15 protein-coding genes and 1 pseudogene are annotated in these 19,946 nt (G+C 42.0%); 8 read left to right on the top strand and 8 right to left on the bottom strand.

Annotation, left to right across the window (positions count from 1 at the left end):
- Positions 1-99: 99 nt before the first annotated feature.
- The 4 genes and pseudogenes from C7H79_RS12185 to C7H79_RS12165 form a co-directional block, all read right to left on the bottom strand.
- On the bottom strand, positions 100-792 hold the full coding sequence (locus C7H79_RS12185; RefSeq protein WP_106707529.1) for an MEDS domain-containing protein: 693 nt from the start codon (positions 790-792) through the stop codon (positions 100-102).
- 354 nt (positions 793-1,146) lie between these two features.
- Positions 1,147-1,542: a PRC-barrel domain-containing protein gene (locus tag C7H79_RS12180; RefSeq protein ID WP_106707528.1), complete on the bottom strand. Its 396-nt coding sequence runs from the start codon at positions 1,540-1,542 to the stop codon at positions 1,147-1,149.
- A 386-nt stretch (positions 1,543-1,928) separates the two neighbouring features.
- Positions 1,929-2,153: pseudogene (locus C7H79_RS18935) on the bottom strand (IS3 family transposase); the annotation flags it as partial.
- A 351-nt stretch (positions 2,154-2,504) separates the two neighbouring features.
- On the bottom strand, positions 2,505-3,380 hold the full coding sequence (locus tag C7H79_RS12165; protein WP_106707526.1) for a YfdX family protein: 876 nt from the start codon (positions 3,378-3,380) through the stop codon (positions 2,505-2,507).
- Between the two features lie 684 nt (positions 3,381-4,064).
- On the opposite strand from C7H79_RS12165, the gene C7H79_RS12160 reads away from it, so the two are divergent.
- The gene (locus C7H79_RS12160; RefSeq protein WP_106707525.1) at positions 4,065-4,748 is read left to right on the top strand and encodes a response regulator transcription factor; all 684 of its coding nucleotides are present in this window, start codon (positions 4,065-4,067) and stop codon (positions 4,746-4,748) included.
- Positions 4,735-6,006 (top strand): sensor histidine kinase, encoded by a 1,272-nt coding sequence (locus C7H79_RS12155; RefSeq protein ID WP_106707524.1) that lies wholly within the window; start codon positions 4,735-4,737, stop codon positions 6,004-6,006. Before C7H79_RS12160 ends, C7H79_RS12155 begins: the two co-directional genes overlap by 14 nt.
- A 107-nt stretch (positions 6,007-6,113) precedes the next feature.
- On the opposite strand, the gene C7H79_RS12150 is transcribed toward C7H79_RS12155, so the two are convergent.
- Together C7H79_RS12150 and bioA are read right to left on the bottom strand one after the other, a co-directional pair.
- Positions 6,114-7,511 (bottom strand): MBL fold metallo-hydrolase RNA specificity domain-containing protein, encoded by a 1,398-nt coding sequence (locus tag C7H79_RS12150; RefSeq protein ID WP_106707523.1) that lies wholly within the window; start codon positions 7,509-7,511, stop codon positions 6,114-6,116.
- A gap of 24 nt (positions 7,512-7,535) precedes the next feature.
- The gene (bioA, locus tag C7H79_RS12145; protein WP_106707522.1) at positions 7,536-8,873 is read right to left on the bottom strand and encodes an adenosylmethionine--8-amino-7-oxononanoate transaminase; all 1,338 of its coding nucleotides are present in this window, start codon (positions 8,871-8,873) and stop codon (positions 7,536-7,538) included.
- A 170-nt stretch (positions 8,874-9,043) separates the two neighbouring features.
- Between bioA and C7H79_RS12140 the strand changes: the two genes are divergently transcribed.
- From C7H79_RS12140 to dksA, 6 genes are all read left to right on the top strand, one after another.
- A complete protein-coding gene (locus C7H79_RS12140; protein ID WP_106707521.1) occupies positions 9,044-10,378 on the top strand; it encodes a DUF3422 family protein in 1,335 nt (444 codons plus the stop codon).
- Positions 10,379-10,577: 199 nt separating this feature from the next.
- Entirely contained in the window at positions 10,578-11,954 is a 1,377-nt protein-coding gene (gene purB / locus C7H79_RS12135; RefSeq protein WP_106707520.1) for an adenylosuccinate lyase, read from the top strand.
- 140 nt (positions 11,955-12,094) lie between these two features.
- The gene (gene grpE / locus C7H79_RS12130) at positions 12,095-12,688 is read left to right on the top strand and encodes a nucleotide exchange factor GrpE (RefSeq protein ID WP_106707519.1); all 594 of its coding nucleotides are present in this window, start codon (positions 12,095-12,097) and stop codon (positions 12,686-12,688) included.
- A 69-nt stretch (positions 12,689-12,757) separates the two neighbouring features.
- Positions 12,758-14,692 carry a molecular chaperone DnaK gene (dnaK, locus tag C7H79_RS12125; RefSeq protein WP_106707518.1) on the top strand — a complete coding sequence of 645 codons (1,935 nt, stop codon included), beginning with the start codon at positions 12,758-12,760 and terminating at the stop codon, positions 14,690-14,692.
- Positions 14,693-14,847: 155 nt separating this feature from the next.
- On the top strand, positions 14,848-15,957 hold the full coding sequence (dnaJ, locus tag C7H79_RS12120) for a molecular chaperone DnaJ (RefSeq protein ID WP_106707517.1): 1,110 nt from the start codon (positions 14,848-14,850) through the stop codon (positions 15,955-15,957).
- 552 nt (positions 15,958-16,509) lie between these two features.
- Positions 16,510-16,935, top strand: coding sequence for an RNA polymerase-binding protein DksA (dksA, locus tag C7H79_RS12115; RefSeq protein ID WP_106707516.1), 426 nt, complete (start codon positions 16,510-16,512; stop codon positions 16,933-16,935).
- Between the two features lie 88 nt (positions 16,936-17,023).
- Here the strand turns inward: dksA and pnp are convergent, their stop codons facing one another.
- Positions 17,024-19,159, bottom strand: a complete 2,136-nt coding sequence (gene pnp, locus C7H79_RS12110; RefSeq protein WP_106707515.1) for a polyribonucleotide nucleotidyltransferase — start codon at positions 19,157-19,159, stop codon at positions 17,024-17,026.
- A 135-nt stretch (positions 19,160-19,294) separates the two neighbouring features.
- The gene (rpsO, locus tag C7H79_RS12105; protein WP_106707514.1) at positions 19,295-19,564 is read right to left on the bottom strand and encodes a 30S ribosomal protein S15; all 270 of its coding nucleotides are present in this window, start codon (positions 19,562-19,564) and stop codon (positions 19,295-19,297) included.
- Positions 19,565-19,946 lie beyond the last annotated feature (382 nt).

The following is a 19,946-nucleotide window of genomic DNA, read 5'->3' as shown; positions in this document are numbered from 1 at the left end:
TAAGGATAGAGATAGACTTGAGAATGCTGCATGCGAATGTTATCACATAGCAAAAGAAGAGTCTTGTCGCTGGAAGAAGCAACCTAAGGCTGCTTATGCTTAAGCAACAGGAGGCATTTGTATTGAATTCTTCTGGGTTATTATTTTTTTCATTACACGATTCCACGCAATCCCAAAAATATCTGACATTGCTTCGCCGATTGTGAAATCACTTGGATCGTGTTTTTGTGCTGAAATATGGTGGGTATGGCGTTTGCAAATAAGTTCCAAAGATTCTTCGTAATTGTTTGGATCAAGATTTTCTACTGAATAAGTGTGCAGCAACGAAAATTGATGTGATTGTAGTAATTGGTTCCACAAGTCTTCAAGTTGCAAGGCTGTATCGTCTCGTCCTGTTTTCCAAAGCACATCTACCATTTCACCAAAAGCCCGAACTTTACCGTATTTTCTTTTTGCAGTTTGTATTGGAACTCCAATAAATTTCTGAAAAGCGTTCAGTTCCACCTCATCATTCACCAACATATTTGATAAGAGAAATTCTGCATCAAAAAACTTTAATTTCCCCTGTTCTTTTAGAAGTGGCACATTTAAACCCTGCATCTCCATCAAGGCATTCACCGCCTTTCTAAGTTCAGGTCTGGCGATAACTATAACCGCTTCTTCGTTGGATAATCCCTTCTCTATGAAATATGTTACAGCTTCCGCACGCGTAGCGGCATCGTGACATACTTTAACAATGTGATTACCTGCAGCAGGGTCAGTTAAAATCTCTAATCCGGAATATTTTTTCATACCTCCTCACAATATATCCGTAATAAGTTTTTTCTCAAGAATATGAAGAATTTTTTCTGTTCATGGAATCAATGCTCTTAAACTTGCAGACTCTACATTCAAAAATATTTATTTGAACATTGTCGTTTTTGATAGCAAATAATGCCATAAGTCTATCAGAAAATATGTTATGTAGCGATTTCCGTTAAGTAGGCAATCATATCTATCTATGAAATTTTTAATCAAATTGCTACCTTAGTTTAATCATCACACAATATAAATAAAAAGCCTTCTGAGAAGGCTTTTTATTTATATTGTGAAGGAGAAAAACCCCATAATGCAACAACTAGTCATAAGCGATCTTTATTATTCAATTCAATTCTTATAATAAGACCGAATATTCTGTGCCCATGTTTGGTCAGCCATATTGGGCCAGTTATCTTTATCAAAGCCCGGCGCATTTTTTAGTCTTTCTTTTTCTTCATTCAGCACAAAACATTTGTTAGCTGGATCAAGCTTTAATACGTCCCACGGTACTGCAAAAAGCTTTTCTCCTATCGTTAAAAACCCCCCGAAGGACAAAACGGCGTAACATACTTCTCCCGTTTGAGTGTCTAACATGATTTCTTTGATGTCTCCTAAATCTTCATCTTTATGATTCCGGACTTCGTTTCCAATCAGGGTATCGGCACCCATCAATCGAGGACCAGGTCCATCTTGCTGTTGTTGATTTTTATACATACCATACGTATCGCGTTCTTCGTAACTCATATTTGCCTCCAATTGAAAGTATCGTTATTGCGTTTTTTTATGGTCGTGAACCACGAACAAGTAGTTTTCTCCAAAGCTACCACTAACCTGCATATACTTACTTTGGCTTTGAATCTATTTATTTGGAAACTTTTTATAGATTTCAATTAACCATTCAATCGCTATAATTTTCAGCTTCGGTTTAAAGCTACGTGTTTAATAATACTAAAGAGAATACATTGGTTCTGTACGGCAACGCACAAGGGGAGAACATGCTTTGTACGAAGCGGGCTCACTTGATTGGACAATTTTTCCCATATCTTAAGTGGAAACACTGCGGTTAAAGCCTGCCCTGCTTTGCCTGTAGAACATGAAAAATATTTTTCCAAGCCTTGTTTTGCATCCTATACGCGGCTGTAGGCGTGCAGATATACCTCTTCGTATTCGATGCTCTTCCAAAGCCGTTCGACAAACACATTGTCACGCCAGCTACCCTTACCATCCATACTGATTTGGAGGCCGTTGTCCTTCAGCAGCTCGATGAATTCCAAGCTGGTACATGTATTCTTATTGTCAGTATTGAAGATAACCGACTTGCCATAGTGCTTAATTGACGCATCTATGTGCTCTATTCCTGTGACATTTATATTATCGATGACTTTTGTTGCAGCATCCTGGGATACATTAAGCTTGTCTCTGCAAACTTAAGAATTATTTCCATGTGCCTTGGCCGCCTCTGCGTGTTCGACAGCTTTCGCCATATTAATATTCACATTTTCTCCAAATCCAGTTTTTGCTACATATTCTGATGCACTGATTTGGCTACTGAAGAAAAGCGCTAAAATCCCGATTGCTAAAATAGTTGATATTCTTTTGATGATTTAATCACCTCATTTTTTACGATAAAAATAAAACATCAATTGTTACCTTGCTGTTTTTGATCATTTGAGTGACGTCAATCGGTTGATTTTGATTTGATTGAACTAACTGGTCCAGCCTTTGACAGCTTTCTTCCAATGGTCGAATTGATCACTGATGCGCTGAGTCAGCGTTGGATCTTCTTTCTTTAATTCTGCTTGTAAGTTATCCAAATCTGTTGAAAGCTTATCTACACTCGCCTGATCAACGCCGGAAAGGCTTGTGTTTTTGGCATCGGATAAACGCTTCTGCACATATTCAAGTGTAAAACGCGCCTTGTCATATTGCCTTTCGCTCAAGAATGCTTTAGCAAGCGCCAAATTTCCAGAGATCGCCAGGATTGGATCGTCGATTTCTGTTTCATCGATAATGGCGCTCTTAAAAATTGCAGCAAGCGCGCTCTGTGCCTGGCTATATTCTTTTTTGCTTATATCCTGAAGAGCGTTATCCAGACTTGTTTTTACTGCAGCCAGATCGACCATGACATTGATGTGAACCAAACCAGCATCTGTTTCCTTTATCCCCATCTCTTTTGAATGTTTGAAGATAGTTTCATAATCGCTGATCAGGAGTATGTCATCCATGACGGGTACATAGCGTTCCTTAATCGTTTGACTGCCATCGTACGTTACTTTGCCGTACTTAAATGAAGAATTAATCTTGAGTTCTGGTGATTGCGTCATTAATTCGGTTTGGATGGCCTGTGCTTTTTTAATATAGCCGGAGGCTTCATCAGGAAGCTTGATATCCAATGCAAATTGCGCAAGATTGATGTGCCCCATCATTTTATGTGTAAGCTGGAGCGTTTGCTCGCGTTGCAGTTCAATAGGTGTCTTCTCTTTAGTTGGTTGATTCTTTGATGCGTCTGTAGCGAACGCTATGCTCGGTAGCACAAAAAAGGCAGTCAGAAAATATCCGTAGGTGAATATGCTTTTACTCATTTCATACCTCCATGCTGTTAAAAGATATAGCGCACCATAGTTGATAACATTTATTATCACTCAGCGTGATAGCGACTTTAAGGGGATGTATGCAAGCGATTCGTTAAAATATTGCTAAAAATCTGTTAAACCAGATTATTTAGGAGAAAATAATGTGATGTGCGGTTTTGGAATATGTTCTGAGTAGGGTTATATAAATATATAAGTCTTCTGGTGCTCGTCACGGAATTCAAACTCATGGCAACGGGAATATTGAAATTAATAGTGAATCCTCTACAGAATAAAGTAAATGACGATTTCTCTGCATTTAGCTCATTGCATAGAAAAAACACAAAAATTAAAGTATTTATTGAGTTTTTAACATTATCTTGATATTAGCTAGGCTAGACTTACAGTGTTTTCTATTACGGCATTGAAAATTCATATGAAGTTTTATGCATCTTATCAAGACACTTTTTTCTATCCTAACTGGCCGTTGAAAAACGTTTTATAAGCAGCTGATATAAGGCAAAAACAGGCGAAAAAGCGTAGTTATGCTTAATAAATAAGCATTTTGAGCCTGTTTTTAGCTCTATAGCAGCCGCAGATAGTTTTTTAACGGCTTGCTAAATGAGCTGTTGAGTTAGTAAGTTTTGCCTGGCTTAGTTTTTATTTGGTTTTTAATTTTGGACCAAGGACGTTTCCATGAGAGTGCTGATAATTGAGGATAATCAGGACATCGCCGCCAGTATCTTCGATTACCTTGAGTTCTTAGGGTACACGGTTGATGCTGCGGGAGATGGGGTGACAGGTCTACATCTGGCGGTCACCAATGATTACGATGTAATTATTCTTGACTTAGGTTTGCCGGGTATCGATGGGATCACGCTATGCCGCCGACTTCGCACGGATGCGCAACGGTTAATTCCTATACTTATGTTGACCGCTCGTGACTCACTCGAAAATAAATTGGATGGCTTCAATTCGGGTGCGGACGACTATATGGCAAAGCCATTTTCTCTCAAAGAACTGGCGGCGCGCATTAAAGTATTATCTGAACGGACCTGCCGTACCCTTAATCCGCAACTAAAAGTTGGAGATCTTTCACTCGATTTGAATGCTCATGAAGTTTTTCGCGCAGGTAAACATATCATCCTTAATCCGACGCAGTTCCGAATATTGACGTTTCTGATGCAAAATGCACATCGTGTCATCGAACGCAAAGAAATTGAGTATGCAGTTTGGAAGGAAGATCCACCGGATAGTGATGCCCTGCGTACACATCTTTCCAATCTGCGACAGATTATTGATAAACCATTTGGCCGAGCGCTTTTACATACTGTACGTGGTTTTGGGTATAAATTCACCGACAGGAATGCTGAAGATTAATCGAATCGGCCGACGTATCGTGTTTGCGTTTCTAATTTTTGGAGTTACGCTGGTCTTTGTTTTCGGGGTGATTCTGGTTATTGCATTGCAATCATTTGAGGCAAATATGCTCGATGACATACTCTATACAGAGCTTCAAGAATATCAAATGCAGATTAAGAATGCAAAAACTCTGGGATTCCCCAATTCTCGTATGACTATTCACACTTATATTACACCATTCGATGAAATAGACGACATGCCAGTGCATGTGCGTGATCTTACACAAGGCTTTCACAACGTTACGTATAATGATCGATACTTCCGAGTATTGGTCGAGCATATCGGCGAAACTCGTTTTACCGTGCAGTTTGACGAAACGAGTATCCGCCAGCATGGGCGTGATTTTGTCTACATGGTTTGGTTATGTTCAATTATCATTCTCATCATTGCATTAGTTATCGGCTGGAAAGTGTCACTTCGAGTAATTAATCCTATCAAACAGCTTGTTAAACAAGTCTCTGCATTTAAGCATCAGCCAGGAGAATCCCTGGATTTGTCAGTCTTCAGCGATGATGAGATAGGCATTCTGGCCGAAAAATTTCAACACCATCATGAACAATTGCAACAGCTGTTGATTCGGGAAAAGGAATTTGCGAGCAATGTGAGTCATGAGTTAAGGACACCCGTTACCAGCATCAGCTTGGCGGCAGAATTAATGTCTGCGAAACCTAATCTATCTGCTTTAGAATTCGGGCGAATTCGTAGAATTCAACGAGCTGTCGATGAGATATCTGAATTGATTGAGACATTTTTAATGTTGGCACAAATTAAAAACGAATCGAACTTATTCCATGATGATTGTGCATTGATGCCAATAATTCGCAAGGTAATTGAACAACAGCGTGTATGGTTGGGTGACAAGCCAGTCGAAATGATAATCGAAGAAAAGGAACCGTTAAAAGTGAAGGCACCCCCAGGAATTCTCAGTGTTCTGGTTGCCAATCTGGTACGAAATGCATTCCGATATACCAATCAAGGTACTGTTACAGTATCAACAACAACTAGTCAACTGATAGTTACAGACACTGGCGCAGGAATCAATGCAGCAATGCAGGCTCAACTATCTGAACATACTGTGAATGATAATTCTGGTAATACAGATAGAGCCAGATTAGGTCTCTCGATTGTTCAACGTATTTGTGAGCGTTATGGCTGGACGCTTTCCTTTAACAGTGCGGAAGGACAAGGGTCGCAATTTACAGTATTGTTTTTTTAGCCTTTTTGTTATAGCAATGACAAAAATATCCGGGTCATGGCTTGCGATTCTCCATGGTCTTGTCACGGGGTTATTTATTAGATTAGTTGTGCCAGTAGGTTTCAAATCTAAAGAGTAGCTACAGACAAACGCTCCGGAATGCTTGCTGTCCAATTGAATTTTTGTTGAATTGCTGCAACCAGTGCGGCGGAATTACTGAGTTCGCCATGCACGACGTATATCTTTTGTGGCATTTTCTGGAAGTGACCGAGCCAATTGAGTAAGTCGGCCTGATCAGCGTGTGCTGAGAGGCCGCCGATCGTGTATATGGCTGCTCTAACGGGAACTTCCTGACCAAAAATTTTAACAACACGAGCGCCGTCTACGAGCCGCCTGCCCATGGATCTTGCCGCTTGAAACCCGGTAATCACTATGCTGCATTCGGGTCGTCCCAGATTGTATTTGAGGTGGTGCTTGATACGTCCGGCATCACACATGCCGCTGGCTGAAATGATGATGATGCCGTGTTTGATGTGATTGAGTTGCATTGATTCTTCAATATCCTGCACAAAATGGATCCAGGGTTTTTGAACATTGTCGCTCATCCATTGCAATGCGTCTGTGGATTCCTGGTCGAGCAGGGAAAGGTGTTGCAGCGTGATTTCAGAGGCTGCTTGCGCCATTGGTGAATCCACATAAATTTCCATTTTTCCGAGTTTGCCTTGCCGATAGAGATCAACCAGCAGGAATAGGATATCCTGAGTACGTCCAACCGTAAAAGCCGGGATGATGACGTTGCCGCCTTTATGAATCAATGTGTCATTAACAGCATGGACCAATTCATCAAGAGTATCGGTCATACTACGATGCAGTCGGTTGCCATACGTAGATTCAATTAACAGAATATCAGCTTGATGGATAATCGCAGGGTCCCGTACAACCGGATGACCGGGTTTTCCGAGATCACCGGTAAATACAATTTTTTTATACCCTGAATGTTGTTTTACCCAAAGCTCGATAATGGAAGAGCCGAGAATATGCCCGGCATCGCGAAAGCAGCAGCGTATTGAAGGGTGAGGGTTAATTTCAGTATTGTAATTGATGCGATGCAATTGCCTCAGCATCGCTTCTGCTTGCGTAACAGTATAAAGTGGAGCGAAATCTTGAGCAGGTCGACTGTGGCGACGTGATTTATTGCGCCACTCGATTTCTTTTTCTTGAATGTAGGCGCTATCCTTGAGCATGACTTGGAGTAGATCGGCAGTTGCTGCGGTGCAATATACCGGACCTCGGAAGCCCCACGCACTCAGCCGCGGTAATAATCCGGAATGGTCGATATGGGCATGGGTCAGCAATACAAAATCAATGGTTTTAGGATCGAATTTAAAAGCGGTACGATTCTTTTTATCCGCCTCTCGTCCACTCTGAAACATACCGCAATCAACCAGAAATCTTACGGACCCAGTTTCAACGAGATAGCTGGAACCGGTTACTTCACCCGCTGCGCCTAAGAAAGTCAATTGCATGATAGATATCTTCTTATCAATAAGTCATAGTGTATCCAATATTTGCAGCGTTCCACTGATCAACAGATCCATTTCCTGCTCATTGATAATGTAAGGCGGCATGAAATAAATGGTTGTGTCCAATGGGCGTAACAGTAGCCGTTGTTTCAACCCGGCTTGAAAGCACTTTGCTGAAAAATCGGGATCATCAGTCTTAACTTCAAAAGCCCAAATCATGCCGCAATTGCGAAAGTTTATGATTTTAGGATGAGTTGTGAGTGGAACTGCAATTTTATTCAGATACGCCGCTTTGATTTTGTTGGCATCAATGACCTGATCCTGTTCAAAAATATCCAGCGTGGCTAATGCTGCGCGACAGGCCAGCGCATTGCCGGTATGTGAATGTGAATGTAAAAATGCATGCGCTATTTTGTCATCATAAAATGCCTGGAAAACCGTATCGGTGGTCATGACGACCGAGAGCGGCAGATAACCACCGTTCAGACCTTTTGCTAGACATAAGAAATCCGGTGCAATATCAGCTTGATTACAAGCAAATAAAGTGCCTGTGCGACCAAAACCGACCGCGATTTCGTCGGCAATCAAATGTATTTGGTACCGATTGCATATTTCCCGGGCGCGTTGCAAATAAATCGGATGATACATACCCATGCCGGTTGCACCTTGTACCAGTGGCTCAAGAATAAATCCAGCGATCTGTGAGTGATTTTCAGCTACATACTGTTCGAGCGCGGCGGCGGCGCGAATGGCGTAATCCTGTGCGGATTCTCCGGGTTCCGCATAGCGCCAGTCGGGTGTGGGGACATGTGCACACTGGCGCAGTAGTGGCGCATAGGTTTGCTTAAAAATGGCTACATCGGTCACCGATAGTGCGCCCAATGTTTCACCGTGGTAATCATTTTGCAGGCTGATAAAATGGTTTTTCTGAGGTTGTCCGCACAAAAGCCAGTAGTGAAAGCTCATTTTTAACGCGATTTCAATTGCTGAAGCGCCATCGCTGGCGTAGAAACAATGTCCGAGTGTGCCAGGGGTTATCTTTTGCAGCCGTTCCGATAGCGCTACAACCGGTTCATGAGTAAACCCTGCCAGCATGACATGCTCTATTTTGTCGAGCTGATCACGAATCGCGGCATTGATATGAGGATTGCTGTGACCAAAGAGATTGACCCACCAGGAACTGATCGCGTCCAAATAGCGATTGCCGTCAGCATCGTGAAGCCATACTCCTTTCCCGCTGACCACAGGAATGAGCGGAAAAGCTTCGTGTTGCTTCATTTGCGTGCATGGATGCCATACGGCTTCAAGACTACGCTGTTGCAAATGTGATGTGGATAATGGCGTGTTGTGATTGATTTTGGTCATTTCAATTGGCTAATCAAGGTACGTGAATCTCAGGAGATTGTTGCAGATAATAATCGATAGTGGTGAATCACTATTGTAGACTATGAGAGGGCGTTTTTCTGTATTTTTGACCTTGTCTCGGATCCTTGGTACATTCAGATATTCCATAAAATTGCTGGTTTCCCGCAGGTATGAATTCAGATATTGATACTCCCCCATCGGTTTTGTTGCCCAGCAACGATCCACAGCGTGTTTTGCTGCATAATGAAGTACATGCCCGTCCGAGTCAGCGCATCCAGTTGCCCGCGCTGGTGATCTATGTGGCTGTAATCAATGCGGGTATCACCCGCGAGCAGGAATGTGAGCATTTACGTCGTCTCCCCGGGCAACAGGCACTGATGCCCGAGCAATTGCAAAATAATTTTTTACAATTGTATCTACAAGACTATGTCTTAAGATGGGAGCGTCACACCGAGTTTACACGCTATTCCGTATTACAGCACTTGCCTGAAGCAGCACAACTTGGAGCATTAGATCCTGAGTTAGTGGTTTATGTTGCGCTGCCGCGAGGATGGTTGGCTGACATTCCTGGAAGAACTTTTGCGGCTATCGAGCTGGCAATGGTAGAGGGAGAATTAAATCAAGCGGACAAAACGCTTGAGCTGGCGCGCAATTGGTTTGACGGTAATCGAGTGGTAGCGTCCTTGATGGGAAGAGATGGACATTCACTCGCAGTGACGGATTTTCAGTTGCGTTCAAGCGGTTTTGAACACATGCTGGTAATTATGTCGGCTGAAGCATCCGAGACACGGGCTGGGCGGGTTGCGCAGCGACTGCTCGAAATTGAAACATATCGGTTAATGGCATTAAAAGGGCTGCCATTCGCCAAGCGACTTATTCCTGAATTAACCAGCGCCGAGCAACAACTTTCTAATATCACGGCGCAACTCGAAAATAAAGAGAGCTCTGCTCAGGAATTGCTCGATACGCTGATCAATTTAGCTGCACACATTGAGCGTGCTACGGTCGAGCATGGTTATCGTTTTGCAGCGACACAAGCCTATAACAAGCTGGTGATACAACGTATCAGCGAGCTCAGAGAACAAGCCATATCAGGTACCCCTACCATAGGGGAATTCATGCAACGTCGGCTTTCACCGGCGATAGCTACAGTGGAAGCAACCGCTCAACGGATGAGCTATCTTTCTGCACGCATTTCACGAGCAAGTGCTTTACTGCGCACGCGTGTTGATATCCAGACAGAATTCCAGAATCAGCAGTTATTGGAAAAACTTACTCGTGGCCAGGAATTGCAATTGCGCTTACAAAGTACCGTGGAAGGTTTATCGATTGCGGCGATTTCGTATTACGTCATCAGTTTGCTGCTATATCTGGCTAAAGCAGGCAAAGCAACCGGCTTGCCGATACATCCCGAACTGGTTGCCGGATTGATGATTCCAGTCGTCGTGTGGTTGGTCTGGCGTGCCACACGACGTATCCACGATAAGTTCTTTAAGCTATCTTAACTGCTAATCCCTTGCTCCAGATGTAATTGCAACAAGCGATCATATGTTTGCTATGGTTTTGTTCTTCCCCCAGCGTCGACAGCCGGAATAAACACAATCTGTGTGGTGTGTCAGTTAAACCTTGATGAGTTATCTGAATATCACCTGCAGTTCAAAGCAGACATGTTAAAATCCAAACCTCAAAAAATTTTAAAATGACATGAATTTCCCTGTTATTACAGCGTTATCTCCCTTGGATGGTCGCTATCACAAAAAAGTTGAATCTTTGCGATCATATTTCAGCGAATTTGCTTTAATTCGTTTTCGAGTGCACGTTGAAATCGCATGGCTTAAAGCGTTGAGTCATGAACCTGAGATCGTAGAAGTGCCGAGTTTTTCAGAACAAACGCAAATGCAACTGGATAATTTGCTGGAAAACTTCTCGCTGGAAGATGGAGAGGCGATTAAAGCCATTGAGGCGACGACCAATCATGATGTAAAAGCGATCGAGTACTGGTTAAAGCAGAAGCTAGCCAACAATATTGAAGTGGCTAGAGTGAGTGAATTCATACATTTTGCTTGTACTTCTGAGGACATTAATAACCTATCGCATGGTTTGATGCTTAAAAACAGTTTGCAGCAAGTGATGTTGCCTGCACTCAGCAAGGTTATTGACCAGTTAATCGAGTTGGCACATCAATTCGCAGATATTCCAATGTTGGCCCGTACTCACGGGCAGCCAGCCACGCCAACAACATTGGGTAAAGAAATAGCCAATGTTGCATATCGCCTGCAGCGGGGGAGGGAACAGCTCGAATCTGTCGCGATTCTCGGAAAAATTAATGGCGCAGTGGGTAATTACAATGCGCACTTGTCCGCTTATCCGGATTTGGATTGGGAAAAATTTGCGCGGTTTTTTGTTGAAAGGCTAGGGCTTGAATTTAATCCCTACACGACTCAAATTGAACCCCATGACACGATGGCAGAATTGTTTGATGCGTATGCAAGGATTAATACAATCCTGCTGGATTTGAATCGCGATATTTGGGGATATATTTCGCTTGGTTATTTTAAACAAAAAACCAAAGCGGATGAAGTCGGCTCTTCAACGATGCCGCATAAAGTCAATCCGATTGATTTCGAGAACTCGGAGGGTAATTTGGGTATTGCTAATGCATTATTGCGTCATTTGAGCGAAAAATTGCCAATATCGCGCTGGCAAAGAGACTTGACCGATTCAACAGTCCTTCGCAATATGGGCGTGGCGTTAGGACACACCCTGTTAGCTTATGATTCCTGTATTAAAGGCTTAAATAAATTGGAGGTTAACACCTCTGGAATAATGATTGATCTGAACAATACTTGGGAGGTACTGGCGGAGCCGATTCAGACCGTGATGCGTCGTTATGGTGTGGCAAATCCATATGAACAATTAAAAGCATTAACACGAGGCAAGAATGGAATGTCTCAAGTAACATTGCATCAATTTATTGGTTCTTTGAACATTCCAGAAGCCGAGAAAGTTCGTTTGTTGACATTAACTCCGCAGAATTATGTTGGCATGGCTAATATTTTAGCCTTGAGAATAAAGAAATAATCCAATATCCAGATAGAAATCAATTGCTAACTGATAGATCTCTATTGGAGAGTTTGCTTGCAACATAAAATAAATCCATTCAAGGCTTGAAATTTCATCGTGCGATCCCAATATCGCTTGGACACTCATTAGGAGGAATGATGCAAGGATCAGAAAATTCACACAAACCGGATATCAATCAAGCTGATATGGTTGATACTAAAGAAGAAGCTAATGTTCCTGGAATATCCAGCGATGCAACCATTCAAACTGGCGAAATTAAGGAGACACAACCTGGTGTCGAGCAATTATTGAAAGATGCCGAGATCAAAGCGGCCGAGCATCATGATGCTTGGTTGCGTGCAAAAGCGGAAACTGAAAACATTCGCAAGCGTTCACAAAGTGATATTGCAAATGCACATAAATATGCCATAGAAAATTTTTCTAGTGAATTATTGAGCGTAATGGATAGCTTAGATGCGGCATTGGCAGTTGAAAATGCCAGTGTGGAAAGTTTCAAGAATGGTATTGAATTAACCCAAAAACAGCTGATGAGTGTATTTGATAAATATAACATTAAGCTGATTGATCCAGTTGGAGAGAAGTTCGATCCCCATTACCATCAGGCAATGTGCATAGTGGACTCGGATTTGGCTCCCAATACCGTTGTTCAGGTTATGCAGAAAGGCTATAAGTTGCATGAACGTATTATCCGTCCTGCACTTGTATCAGTATCGAAAGCTCAAGGTTCTTGAATTTTTATCAGGTATCTCCATTTCAAACCCAATGGACAGACAGAATAATCTCTTAATAAGGATCTAAATATGGCAAAAATTATTGGTATCGATTTAGGCACTACCAACTCCTGCGTAGCCGTAATGGAAAATGGCAAGCCTAAGGTTATAGAAAACGCGGAAGGTACGAGGACAACGCCTTCTATTGTTGCTTACACTGAGGAAAATGAAGTGCTTGTAGGAGCTTCAGCCAAACGTCAGGCAATTACCAATCCCAAAAATACGTTATTTGCGGTAAAACGGCTGATTGGGCGTCGCTTTGATGAAGATATGGTTCAGCGGGATATCAAGATGGTGCCCTATAGCATTGTCAAAGCCGAAAACAATGATGCATGGGTAGAAGTGCGTGGTAAGAAGATTGCGCCCCCAGAGGTATCTGCGCAAGTGTTGATGAAAATGAAAAAAACCGCCGAAGATTATTTGGGTGAAGAGGTGACCGAGGCAGTGATTACGGTACCGGCCTATTTTAATGATTCACAACGCCAGGCAACGAAAGACGCGGGAAGAATTGCCGGCTTGGAAGTAAAAAGGATTATTAATGAGCCAACGGCTGCGGCATTGGCATTTGGGTTGGATAAAAAGGAGGGCGATCGGAAAATCGCAGTGTATGACCTAGGCGGTGGTACTTTTGATATTTCTATTATTGAAATCGCTGAAGTCGAAGGTGAGCATCAATTTGAAGTACTGGCGACCAATGGGGATACTTTCCTGGGTGGCGAAGATTTTGATATGCTTGTGATTGAATATTTGGTGGATGAATTCAAAAAAGAAAATGGTATTGATCTGAAAAAGGATATGCTGGCGTTACAACGTCTAAAAGATGCAGCAGAAAAAACCAAAATTGAATTGTCATCCAGTCAGCAAACCGAAGTCAATTTGCCGTACATTACTGCTGATGCATCGGGGCCGAAACATCTGGCGGTTAAGATTACTCGCGCCAAACTGGAAAGCTTGGTGGAAGGATTGATAGAGCGGACTGTCGGTCCTTGCCGCACGGCGATTAAAGACGCCGGACTGACTGCTTCAGATATCGACGATGTTATTTTGGTCGGTGGACAGACTCGCATGCCGAAAGTGCAGGATAAGGTCAAGGAGATATTTGGCAAAGAACCCCGTAAGGATGTTAATCCTGATGAAGCGGTAGCTGTTGGTGCGGCCATTCAAGGTGGTGTGTTGAAAGGGGACGTGAAAGATGTTCTGTTACTCGATGTGACGCCTTTATCACTCGGTATCGAAACACTTGGCGGCGTAATGACCAAATTGATTCAGAAAAACACTACCATTCCAACCAAGGCACAGCAGGTTTTCTCTACAGCGGAAGACAATCAGACCGCGGTAACGATTCATGTATTGCAGGGTGAACGTGAGATGGCTTCTGGTAATAAAAGTCTGGGTCAATTTAATTTAAGTGATATTCCGCCATCGGTGCGAGGTATGCCGCAGATTGAAGTGACGTTTGATATTGATGCCAATGGTATTTTACATGTCTCTGCTAAAGACAAAGCGACCGGTAAAGAAAACAAGATCAAAATTCAGGCAAGTTCTGGCTTGACAGATGAAGAGATTGATCGGATGGTAAAAGATGCAGAGGCGCATGCTGAAGAAGATCACAAAGCATTAGAGTTAATTTCCAGTCGTAATCAGTGTGATGCGATGATCCATTCTGTTAAAAAATCTTTGAAAGAACATGGTGATCAGTTAAGCAGTGAGGAGAAAGTTAAAATTGAGACTGCATTGAAAGATGCTGAAGATGTGCTCAAGACTGACAATAAGGACGATATTGATGTAAAAACACAAGCTTTAACCGAGGCAGCGCATAAATTAGCGGAAAAGATGTATCAGCAAAAGGATCAGCAGGAACCGCAAGCGCAACCTGGATCAGAATCCGCATCTGGCAATAGAGAAAAACCAGTTGAAGGTGAAGTGGTTGATGCAGAATTCGAAGAAGTAAAGAACAAGAAATAATTTTTTATTAAAACATACTGGGACTGGGCGCAGAAGCGCATGAAGAGAGTTCTGAGTCTTTTCTGCGTATTCTGCGTTTTAGTATTTGATACAAAATAATAAACATCGTATAAACCAAGATTGCATAAAGTTATTTACGGTAGCAGGAAATCAATATGAGTAAGCGCGATTACTATCAGGTTCTCGGTATCAGCCGTGACGCCGATGAAAATACAATTAAAAAGGCTTATCGTAAGTTGGCAATGAAATATCATCCCGATCGGAATGCAGGCGATGTTAAATCAGAAGAGATGTTTAAGGAAGCCAAAGAAGCTTATGAAATATTGACTGATTCAAATAAACGTGCAGCTTATGATCAATTTGGTCATGCGGGAGTCGATGCAAATTCAGCCGGTGGAGGTGGTGCACAAGGTTTTAGTGATGCATTCAGTGATATTTTCGGAGATATTTTTGGTGGTCGTAGCGCACGTTCTAATATGCATCGTGGCTCCGATTTGCGATATAACCTGGAAATTACTTTGGAGCAGGCTGCACACGGGACAGAAACTAAGATTCGCATTCCTACCATGGATAATTGTGATACTTGCCATGGTAGCGGATCTAAGCCAGGAAGCTCGCCCAAAACCTGCCCTACTTGTAATGGCCATGGACAGGTAAGAATGCAACAAGGTTTTTTTTCTATTCAGCAGACCTGTCCTAAATGCCATGGAAGTGGAAAGATCATAGCGCATCCTTGTACAGCGTGTCATGGGGTTGGGCGCATTAAGCAACAGAAAACACTTAATGTGAAAATACCAGTGGGTGTCGACGATGGTGATCGTATTCGAATTTCAGGGGAAGGTGAAGCGGGCTTGAATGGTGGGCCGCCTGGTGATCTCTATGTCGTGGTGCATCTGTCTGCACATTCAGTCTTTCGTCGTGATGGCGATAATCTGCATTGTGAAATACCAATTAGTTTTACTGTGGCTGCATTAGGTGGGGAAATCGAAGTGCCTACTCTTGAGGGCCACGCTAAGATTAAGGTGCCGGATGAAACTCAAACAGGTAAAATTTTTCGTTTACGTGGTAAAGGGATCAAAGGTGTGCGTAGTCATGATAAGGGCGATTTACTTTGCCATGTTATCGTGGAAACTCCAGTTAAATTGACTGTACGTCAAAAAGAACTATTGGAAGAACTGGAATCGATTAGCCTCAAAGATGGACCGCGTCATAGTCCTCGTGCTAAATCATGGATGGACAAGGCACGAGAATTCTTCTCAGAATAACATGATGTTATATACTTATCGATGTAACGGTCGTCTAAAAAGAAACCGATTGTGGCTTCAGAAATAGTCACAAGTGGCGTTTATGCGATGATTAAGGAAATTAGAAGTTTGTTGCGTAGCTATCGAATAAGCTTATAATTGAATATAGTGATAATTTGATGGATTATAAAGTATAAATCTCCATTTAATTAAGTATCTTATACAATGATTTAATTTTGTCATTGTGAACTGACAGAAATTCAATTCTAAGTAGATTTCAAATTGAAGCAGTAATTTGCTGGAAAAGCAGGTTACTGTTTTTTTATTAATTTGCTTAGGATTTGTTTTTTTATGGCTTGTAGCGTTATGTGCATGAATCAGTACATACAGCCGATGTAGTGCACGTAATGTTAAGGCATTGACTTGCTATCGGATTAGCTGAAATATTTTATTCGTAAAATAGGAGTTGCAAAGAATTGAGATAAAGGACTTGTTATAAAATGTGTTTTCTGATATTAGTACAAAATTTTTATACACTACCACTACCCCCGGAAGAGATAGGAGCCTTAGAAGATGTCAAAAGATCTACAGAGTAAAGTAGTGACTCCCTATGAACCAAAATCAGGTGAGGAATATATGAGTCCTGATCAGTTGTTGCATTTTCGCAAAATACTGGAGGGTATGAAAATTGAATTGAGTCAAGAAATTGATCGTGCTGTTCATACTATGCAAGACGAAGCAACTGTTTTTGCAGATCCAAATGATCGTGCAAGTCAAGAGTCTGACATGACGCTTGAGTTACGAAATCGTGATCGTGAACGTAAGCTCATTAAAAAGATTGAAGAAATTATTGGCAAAATTGATTCAGAGGAATATGGCTATTGTGAGAGCTGCGGCGTGGAAATTGGATTAAAAAGGCTTGAAGCTAGGCCGACAGCAACACTTTGCATTGATTGCAAGACATTGGATGAAATGCGTGAGAAACAGATAGCTAAGTAAAGCTGTCAAGACACTTCTGTATATAGAAATCGATAAAAACCCTGTATATCACAGGGTTTTGGGGTATATTTTAACGAGAAATTCTATTTTAGGATTCTTCTACTGTAATAGAAGCAGAGTCAGATCCATTTTCATCAGAAGATACAGCGGCAGCCTTCATACTCAACCGTAGTCTTCCTTTGTCGTCAGCCTCAAGTACTTTGACTCGTACCAACTGACCCTCATTAAGATGATCAGAAACGTTATTGACTCGTTCATTGGCAATTTGGGAAATATGAAGTAATCCATCTTTACCTGGGAGGACACTCACTATAGCTCCGAAGTCGAGCAATTTCAGGACTACGCCATCATAAATTTTTCCAACTTCGACTTCTGCAGTAATATCTTCAATACGTTTTTTTGCAAGTTCACCGCCTTCGGCACTGACACATGCAATTGTAACTTGGCCATCATCAGAAATATCAATCGTGGTGCCAGTTTCTTCTGTAAGCGCGCGAATGACAGCGCCGCCTTTCCCAATTACATCGCGAATCTTTTCCGGATTAATTTTGAGTTTAATAATACGTGGTGCATGTACTGATATATCTTCACGGATTGAAGGTAAGGCTTGTTTCATGATCTGCAGAATATGCATCCGTCCTTCATGTGCTTGGATTAAAGCCGCGTGCATGATTTCTTTAGTGATGCCTTGTATTTTAATATCCATTTGTAACGCGGTAATACCTTTTTCCGTACCGGCAACCTTAAAATCCATATCTCCGAGATGATCTTCGTCTCCAAGAATATCGGTGAGAACTGCAAAGCGGTTTCCATCTTTAATCAGACCCATGGCAATACCTGCGACATGAGCTTTTAATGGCACACCTGCGTCCATCAGTGCGAGGCAACCGCCACAAACCGAAGCCATTGAGCTAGAACCATTAGATTCGGTAACTTCAGATACAACTCGTAAAGAATAGCCGAACTCTTCAGGTGAAGGAAGAACAGCGATTAGTGCACGCTTAGCTAAACGCCCATGGCCGATTTCACGGCGTTTGGGCGTGCCAACGCGACCTGTTTCGCCTGTGGCATAGGGCGGCATATTATAGTGCAACATGAATCGTTCGTTATAATCGCCTTGTAATGAGTCAATTTTTTGCTCGTCACGAGCGGTTCCTAAAGTCGCAACAGCGAGTGCCTGAGTTTCGCCACGAGTAAAGAGTGCTGAGCCGTGAGTTCTAGGCAATACGCCATTACGAATCGTTATAGCTCTGACTGTGCGAGTACCTCGACCATCGATACGAGGTTCACCATCCAGTATCTGATTGCGGACGATTTTTGATTCCAGTGAAAAAAAAGCCTCCGTAAATGCTTGTAAGTCTGGTCCATTCTCTGTACCAACACCAAGCTCTTCCGATATACGTGTTCTAATTGTTTCGATTGCTTCAGAGCGTGCTTGTTTTTGTTTTATCTTGTAAGCTTGCCGCAAATCTACTTCTGCCATACTGGCGATTTTATCTTCAAAAGTAGTGTCTTTTGCCGTTGGTGTCCAATCCCACGCAGTCACACCAGCTTCATCAGCAAATTCATTGATTGCATTAATAACCATTTGCATTTGCTCATGGCCATACGTTACAGCGCCAAGCATAACTTCTTCCGACAACTCTACTGCTTCGGATTCAACCATTAAAACTGCGTGTTGTGTTCCAGCAACAACCAGATTTAATTGTGTGTCTTTTAGTTCTGAAGTCGTTGGGTTTAAGACATACTCATTGTTGATGTAACCTACACGAGCTGCGCCGATAGGTCCATCAAAAGGGATTCCAGAAAGTGTCAGTGCAGCGGATGTGCCAATGATCGAAGGAATATCTGGATCTATTTCATTGTCAGCCGACATGACAGTGGCAACTATTTGTACCTCGTTATAGAAACCTTCAGGAAAAAGTGGGCGAATCGGACGATCAATTAATCGAGAAGTTAATGTTTCTTTCTCGGATGGACGGCCTTCGCGCTTAAAAAAACTGCCTGGTATTCTACCGGCTGCATATGATCTTTCTTGGTAATCGACAGTAAGCGGGAAGAAGTCTTGGCCAGGTTTTATATTTTTTGCACCCACTACGGTGACAAGTACTACGGTATCATCCATTGTAACTACTACGGCGCCGTGTGCTTGTCGTGCTATTTCACCAGTTTCCAGTGTAAGTTGATGTCGTCCGTAGGTAATGCTTTTCTTTATAGATTTCAATTAATAATCCTTTTTCCTTTTGAATAAAATTTTCCAATTTTTGGATTACCTGCAAGCCGATTGATTGATTGCACGACAACTTGAATGGGGGGATGATTTGTTTGATTTGTTGCCAACCCAGTACATGAAACGCATTTATTTACGTAAACCAAGACGTTCGATCAATGTCTGATAAGTTTCCGCATTCCGGCTTTTTAAATAATCAAGTAGCTTGCGACGACGACCTACCATGCGTAGTAAACCGTGGCGGGAGTGATGATCTTTGACATGAGTCTTGAAGTGTCCTATCAAGTCATTGATCCGGGCTGTTAAAAGTGCAACCTGAACTTCGGGAGAGCCAGTATCTCCTTCGGCTCTTTGATAGTCGCGCACTACCTGTGCTTTTTGGTCGATTGTAACTGACATAAATTTCTCCGATTAAATTACCCTATTTAAAAGCCCGGAATTTTACTCTTTAATATTGCGCTTGTCCAAACCAGATAGGTCTAATGCAATAAGCTTCGATGCACTGGTCGGCGGTGGTGACTACAAACTAATATGGTGCGTGTAAGCGACAAAATTATAAAATTCTTGACTAACTTTAGCTAGTTATTTGCTGTGTTGTTTAAAAATAAGGAACAAATAAAACTCCTGACGATAACTCTAACATATGGATAACACAGAAATTAAGTTGTTTTTAACATAACATCAAAAAAGCTTTTCTGAATCTGATCCAGAAGAAAAAGAAGAAACGATACGAAAATAAATATATACACTCAAAAACTATTAATACATATTTTTTGATCCT

Origin of the sequence: Nitrosomonas supralitoralis, from assembly GCF_003011925.2 — a bacterium.
Classification (GTDB): domain Bacteria; phylum Pseudomonadota; class Gammaproteobacteria; order Burkholderiales; family Nitrosomonadaceae; genus Nitrosomonas; species Nitrosomonas supralitoralis.
Note: the sequence above shows the minus strand (reverse complement) of the source record. Positions and strands in the feature narration are given on the sequence as shown.